This window comes from Streptomyces sp. SID13031, from assembly GCF_010548305.1.
In the GTDB taxonomy this organism is placed as follows: domain Bacteria; phylum Actinomycetota; class Actinomycetes; order Propionibacteriales; family Kribbellaceae; genus Kribbella.
The window spans coordinates 1-524 of sequence record NZ_JAAGLV010000063.1 but is presented as its reverse complement, the minus strand read 5'-3'; the positions used below and the strand labels follow the sequence as shown (position 1 = coordinate 524).

General features: G+C 63.7%; 1 protein-coding gene. It reads left to right on the top strand.

Annotation, left to right across the window (positions count from 1 at the left end; all coding sequences use genetic code 11):
• Positions 1 to 432: IS3 family transposase (locus G3I17_RS39230; RefSeq protein ID WP_343238570.1), on the top strand; the 432-nt coding region annotated here is incomplete at its 5' end.
• Positions 433 to 524: the final 92 nt, after the last annotated feature.

The following is a 524-nucleotide window of genomic DNA, read 5'->3' as shown; positions in this document are numbered from 1 at the left end:
GACCCGGTGAACTGTTACCCGTTCATCGAGGCGGAAAAAGCTGGCAACCACAACATCGCCAGGGCTTGTGAGCTGCTGAAGGTCTCCCGTTCCGCCTACTACGCCGACCGCACCAACCCCGGATCGCGCCATGCCCGGCGTGACGTCGAGCTGACCGCGAAGATCGTCGAGATCCACGAAGAGTCCCAACAGGCCTGTGGCTTCCCGCGAGTCCGCCACGAACTGCGGGACCAGGGGCAGCAGTGTTCCCGCACGCGGGAACCGATTGAGCAGGTCGGTGATCTCGGCGACCCACCCGCCGCGGCGGGGTTCGCCGTCGGCGTTGTAGACCTCAGTCCAGGCGTGTTTCGGGGTGGCCAGGATCGCTTGCTGGACGTTCTCGTCGACGGAGAATCCGAGCTAGTGCCTCGTCAAGCAACGTTGGCGTTGTAATCGTGTCGGCTTGACCTGGGCGGTGTGGGTTTTGGAGGCTGGCTGTCGGAGGTGGTGATGGCTCGACAGCCTGAGGTGTTCGTGCGTGAGTT